Source organism: Sphaerobacter sp. (genome assembly GCF_019683595.1).
Lineage (GTDB): Bacteria > Chloroflexota > Chloroflexia > Thermomicrobiales > Thermomicrobiaceae > Sphaerobacter.
The window spans coordinates 1-5,457 of sequence record NZ_JADGHZ010000211.1 but is presented as its reverse complement, the minus strand read 5'-3'; the positions used below and the strand labels follow the sequence as shown (position 1 = coordinate 5,457).

The 5,457-nt window shown below is 70.8% G+C and carries 6 protein-coding genes; all 6 read left to right on the top strand.

Features of this window, described 5'->3' with window-relative positions; translation table 11 throughout:
* Positions 1 to 711: thiamine pyrophosphate-dependent enzyme (locus tag IRZ30_RS15270; RefSeq protein WP_294086376.1), on the top strand; the 711-nt coding region annotated here is incomplete at its 5' end.
* Complete coding sequence (gene menH, locus IRZ30_RS15265; protein WP_294086375.1) at positions 702 to 1,526, top strand: 2-succinyl-6-hydroxy-2,4-cyclohexadiene-1-carboxylate synthase; 825 nt, start codon at positions 702 to 704, stop codon at positions 1,524 to 1,526. The genes IRZ30_RS15270 and menH, both read left to right, overlap by 10 nt.
* Before the next feature lie 256 nt (positions 1,527 to 1,782).
* Positions 1,783 to 2,364 carry a GNAT family protein gene (locus tag IRZ30_RS15260; protein ID WP_294086374.1) on the top strand — a complete coding sequence of 194 codons (582 nt, stop codon included), beginning with the start codon at positions 1,783 to 1,785 and terminating at the stop codon, positions 2,362 to 2,364.
* A 164-nt stretch (positions 2,365 to 2,528) separates the two neighbouring features.
* A complete protein-coding gene (gene menB / locus IRZ30_RS15255; RefSeq protein WP_294086373.1) occupies positions 2,529 to 3,356 on the top strand; it encodes a 1,4-dihydroxy-2-naphthoyl-CoA synthase in 828 nt (275 codons plus the stop codon).
* A 128-nt stretch (positions 3,357 to 3,484) separates the two neighbouring features.
* Positions 3,485 to 4,390, top strand: a complete 906-nt coding sequence (locus tag IRZ30_RS15250) for a 1,4-dihydroxy-2-naphthoate polyprenyltransferase (RefSeq protein WP_366945366.1) — start codon at positions 3,485 to 3,487, stop codon at positions 4,388 to 4,390.
* On the top strand, positions 4,387 to 5,457 hold the full coding sequence (gene menC, locus IRZ30_RS15245) for an o-succinylbenzoate synthase (RefSeq protein WP_294086369.1): 1,071 nt from the start codon (positions 4,387 to 4,389) through the stop codon (positions 5,455 to 5,457). The genes IRZ30_RS15250 and menC overlap by 4 nt, the downstream gene beginning before the upstream one ends.

Here is a 5,457-nt window from a genome sequence, read left to right as displayed (position 1 = left end):
GGGCAGGGGGGTGAGGGGGACAACCCCTGGCTCACCACCTGGCAGCAGGCCGACCGCGCGGCCCGCGGCGCGATCGCGCAGCGGCTGGCCGGGATGGATGAACTGTTCGAGGGCAAGGTCTTCGCCGAACTCGCCGCGCTGCTGCCGGAGGGGAGCACCCTCTTCGCGGGGAACAGCATGCCGGTGCGGGATCTCGACACCTTCTTCCCCCGGAGCCGGCAGGCGATTCGCTTCCTGGCGAACCGGGGCGCCAACGGCATCGACGGGGTGATCTCCAGCGCGCTCGGCGCCGCGGCCGCCAGCGACAGGCCGTTGGTGCTGGCGATCGGCGACATCTCCTTCTACCACGACATGAACGGCCTGCTGGCGGCGAAGCTGCACGACCTGAGCGCGACCGTCGTCCTGCTGAACAACGACGGCGGCGGCATCTTCTCCTTCCTGCCCCAGGCCGCGTATCCGGAGCACTTCGAGGCGCTCTTCGGCACGCCCCACGGCCTCGACTTCCGTCCCGTGGCCGATCTGTACGGTGCAACGTACACCCGGATCGCGACCTGGGATGCCTTCCGGGAGGCCGTTGAGCAAGGCGTCGCGGCGCCGGGTCTGAGCATCGTCGAGGTGCCGACCGACCGGGAGCGGAACGTGGCGCTCCACCGCGAGATGTGGCGCGCGGTGTCGGCCGCGCTGGCGGGTGAGGTGGCGGCGTGGGCCTGATCGCGGTCAACGGCGTCCGTCTCCACGTCGAGCGTGGGGGAGACGGCCCCCCGCTGCTGCTGCTCCACGGATTCACCGGCAGCGCCGCCACATGGGAGCCGTTGCTGCCCGCCCTCCAGGCGCGCTTCCACACGGTCGCGCCGGACCTGATTGGCCACGGCCGCTCCGACGCGCCCACCGACCCGGCTCGCTACGCCATGGACCGCTGCGTGGCGGATCTCGTCGCGCTGCTCGACGCGCTCGATATCGACCGCGCCGCCGTGCTCGGTTACTCCATGGGCGGGCGCACGGCGCTGCACCTGGCGCTGGCCGCGCCCGAGCGGGTGAGCGCGCTGGTGCTGGAGGGTGCGTCGCCGGGCATCGCCGATCCGGCCGAGCGCGCTGCCCGCGTGGCCAGCGATACGGCCCTGGCCGACCGGATCGAGCGGGAGGGGCTGCCTGCCTTTGTCGATGCCTGGGAGCGGCTGCCCCTCTTCGCCAGCCAGCAGCGGCTGCCGGAGGCGACGCGCGCGCGCCTGCGGGCGCAGCGCCTTAGCCACACCCCGGGCGGCCTCGCCAACAGCCTGCGCGGCATGGGCGCCGGGGCCATGGCGCCGGTGCACGACCGACTCGGCGAGATCGCCGTGCCGGTGTTGCTCATCGCCGGAGAGCTTGACGGAAAATACGTGGCGATCAGTCGCGCCATGGCGGGCGCCATGCCGCAGGCGACGGTCGCGATCATTCCCGACGCCGGGCATGCCCCGCACCTGGAGCAGCCTGAGGCGTTCACCGAGGCGGTGCTGGGGTTCCTGGTGGGGGAGGAGGTGGTACGTTGAAGATGCACTACTACCCCGAGACCGACTCGCTCCCCATGGAAACCGGGCGAGCCGTTTTCGCACAGTCGCCGGCACGTGCCCGGGGCTCAAGCCCCGGGCTGACAAAGGAAAGCCGGCTAAAGCCGGCTGAACGCGTACACGAAGGGATGCGCAGGCACGTGCTCTCAGCCCGCTTTAGCGGGCTTCGCCCTGTGAGCGCGGCGGCTTTAGCCCCGCGCACCGGCCGTTGGCTGCATCGCGTCAGTAAGGCTGTGCCATGATCCCACCCATCCTGCGCGATTTTCCGGAGCAGTTCGAGACGGAGCGGCTGTTGATCCGCGCGCCGCTGCCGGGCGACGGCGCGGAGGTCAATGCCGCGATCCTGGAGTCGCTTGACCGCCTGCGCCCCTGGATGGAGTGGGTCGACCCGGTGCCGAGCGTCGACGACACCGAGGCGAACATCCGCCAGGCGCGGGCCGACTTCCTGACCCGCACCGATCTTCGCTTGCATCTCTACGAGAAGACGACCGGCACCTTCGTCGGTGCCAGCGGCATGCACCGCATCGACTGGCGGGTGCCCAAGGCGGAGATCGGTTACTGGGTGCGGACGCGCTTCGAGGGGCAGGGGTACGTGACCGAAGCGGTGCGCGGCATCACCCGCTTCGCCTTCGAGACCCTCGGCATGCGGCGGATCGAGATCCGCTGCGACGCGAACAACGTCCGCAGCGCGCGGGTCGCCGAGCGTGCCGGGTACCGGCTGGAGGCCCGCCTGCGCAGTGAGGCCGTCACGCCCTACGGCGAGCTACGCGACACGTTGATCTATGCGCTCCTGGCCGACGAGTGGGAGCAGGGGAAGTGAGCCGCGAGAGCGGCCCTCACCCCCTGCCCCCTCTCCCAACTTTGGGAGAGGGGGAGCATCGTGACTACGTGCTCTCCTCTCTCCTGGTCTGCTCTGTCCGAGAGGGGGCCGAGGTGAGGGGGACGGATGACGCATGACGCATGACGGATGATGGAGGAGGTCCAATGAGCGGAGTCACCTGGGTACCGATCAAGCGGTACACCGATATCCGGTACGAGCGGGCTGAGGGGGAGGGGATCGCGAAGATCACCATCAACCGGCCGGAGGTCCGCAACGCGTTCCGGCCGCTGACGGTGTTCGAGATGTCCGACGCGTTCAACCACGCGCGGGAAGATCCGACGATCGGGGTAGTGCTCCTGACCGGTGAGGGGGACAAGGCGTTCTGCTCCGGCGGCGATCAGAAGGTCCGCGGCGATGGCGGCTACGTCGATGATCAGGGGGTTCCCCGGCTCAACATCCTCGATGTCCAGCGGCAGATCCGGCTCCTGCCCAAGCCGGTGATCGCGGTTGTGGCCGGATATGCGATCGGCGGCGGCCACGTGCTCCACCTGCTGTGCGACCTGACTATCGCCGCCGACAACGCGATCTTCGGGCAGACCGGTCCCAAGGTCGGCAGCTTCGACGCCGGGTACGGCGCGACCTACCTGGCCCGGGTCGTCGGGCACAAGAAGGCGCGCGAGATCTGGTACCTCTGCCGCCAGTACACCGCTCAGGAGGCGCTCGAGATGGGTCTGGTGAACACCGTCGTCCCGCTGGAGCGGCTGGAGGAGGAGGCGGTGCAGTGGGCGCGGGAGATCCTGGAGAAGAGCCCGACGGCAATCCGCTTCCTCAAGGCGGCGTTCAACGCCGACACCGACGGCCTGGCGGGCCTGCAGCAACTCGCGGGCGACGCGACGCTGCTCTACTACCTGACCGACGAGGCCAAGGAGGGACGCAACGCCTTCATCGAGAAGCGCAAGCCCGACTTCTCCAAGTTCCCGCGCTTTCCGTAGGATTGACGCGGAGGAGGACTGCGTTCTCCCCCTCTCCCCTCGTGGGCTCCGTCCGAGAGGGGGCCGGGGGGTGAGGGGGAACCGCTCCCTGAGCGCATTGAGGGCTGACGAGTGAGGGCCGATCACTGATGCAGCAGAGCGGGACGTTGACACCGCCAAGTCGGATCAAGGTGTGGGTGATGGCCGCGCGGTTGCCGACGCTGCCGGCTGCAATCGCGCCGGTGCTGGTCGGTACCGCGGCCGGGGTGGCCGCCGGCACCTTCCGCCCGCTCCCGTTCCTGGCCGCGCTGGTGGCGGCCGTGCTGATTCAGATCGGTACCAACTACGCCAACGACCTCTCCGACTTTCACAAGGGCGCCGACACCGCCGAGCGGCTGGGCCCGGTACGGGTCACGCAGCGCGGGCTGGTCACGCCCGAGCAGATGAAGCGGGCGACGATCCTGACCTTCGGTGCCGCCGCTCTGGTCGGCCTCTACCTGGTCGTGGTCGGTGGCTGGCCGATTCTGGTGATCGGTCTGCTGTCGATCCTCTGCGGGTGGGCGTACACCGGCGGCCCCTGGCCGTTCGGCTACCATGGGCTCGGCGACCTCTTCGTCTTCATCTTCTTCGGCGTGATCGCCGTCAACGGCAGCGCTTACCTCCAGTCCGGCACCGTCGACGCGCTCTCGCTCGCCGTCTCGGTGCCGGTCGGGCTGCTGGTGACGAACATTCTGGTCATCAACAACCTGCGGGACATCGACACCGACCGTGCCGCCGGGAAGCGCACCCTGGCGGTGCGGATCGGCGCCCGCGCGAGCCGGATCCAGTACGCCCTCTTTGCGGGCATCGCCTATCTCGTCCCGCTGCTGCTGTGGTTGACCGGCGCCGCCAGCGCCTGGGTGCTGCTGTCGTGGCTCTCGCTGCCGTTGGGTATCGCGCTGGTCCGGACCACACTCGGCGGCGCAACCGGCACCGCCCTGAACCCGATACTGAAGCGCACGGGCCAGCTCCACCTGCTCTTCGGCGCACTGCTTGCTCTGGGCCTGCTGCTGTGAGGATTACCCGGCTTGAAACCACACCCTACCGCATCCCCTTCGCCGCCGGGTTCGCCACGGCGCACGGCCGTGCGACAGCGCGCGAGGGCCTGATCGTCCGGCTGGCGACGGATGCCGGGGTCGAGGGTCTGGGCGAGGCTGCGCCGCTGACGGAGTTCGGTGGCGGCACCGCCGCCGATGCGGCGGCCCTGCTGGAGGCGCTCACACCGCCGCTCACCGGCGCAACGCTGGAGGCACTGCTCGACCGCTGCGCTGCCTTGCCGCTCGATCAGCCCGGCGCGGCCGCGGTCCGCTGCGCGCTGGAGACCGCCGCGCTCGATGCGCTGGGCCGCGCGCGGGGCGTGCCGCTCGCGGCCCTGCTGGCGCCGGGCCACGCGGCGGAGGTGCCGGTCAATGCCACCGTCGGCGCTCCCGGCCTGGAGGACGCAGCCGCTGCCGCGAAGCGGGCTGTCGACGCCGGATTCCGCACGATCAAGCTGAAGGTCGGCATCGCCGGGTCGCCGTCGGCCGAGGTGGAGCGGGTGGCGGCGGTCCGCGCGGCGGTCGGCCCCGACGTCGCGCTGCGCCTCGACGCCAACGGCGCCTGGGCGCCCGACGAAGCCGTCGCCCTGCTGCGGCGCCTGGCAGCCTACGACCTGGACCTGGTGGAGCAGCCCGTCCCGCCGGGTGACTTCGCCGGGCTCGCGCGGGTGCGACGGGCGGTCGACGTGCCGATCGCGGCGGACGAGTCGGCCACGACGCTCGATGCCGTGCGGACGCTGCTCCAGGCCGAGGCGGTCGACGCCGTCGTGGTCAAGCCGATGGTCGCAGGCGGCCCCCGAGCCGCGCGGAGCATCATCGAGGAGGCGACCGGCGCCGGGTTGCGCGCGATCGTCACCACCACCATCGACGCCGGGGTCGGGATCGCGCTGGCGCTGCACGTGGCTGCCACCTTGCCCGCCCCCATCCCCGCCTGCGGCCTGGCCACCGGCTCCCTGCTCGCCACCGACCTCCTCTCCAGCCCGCTCGCGATCACCCAGGGGCGGATGGCAGTGCCGGCTGGAGGTGGATTGGGAGTGGAAGTGTGA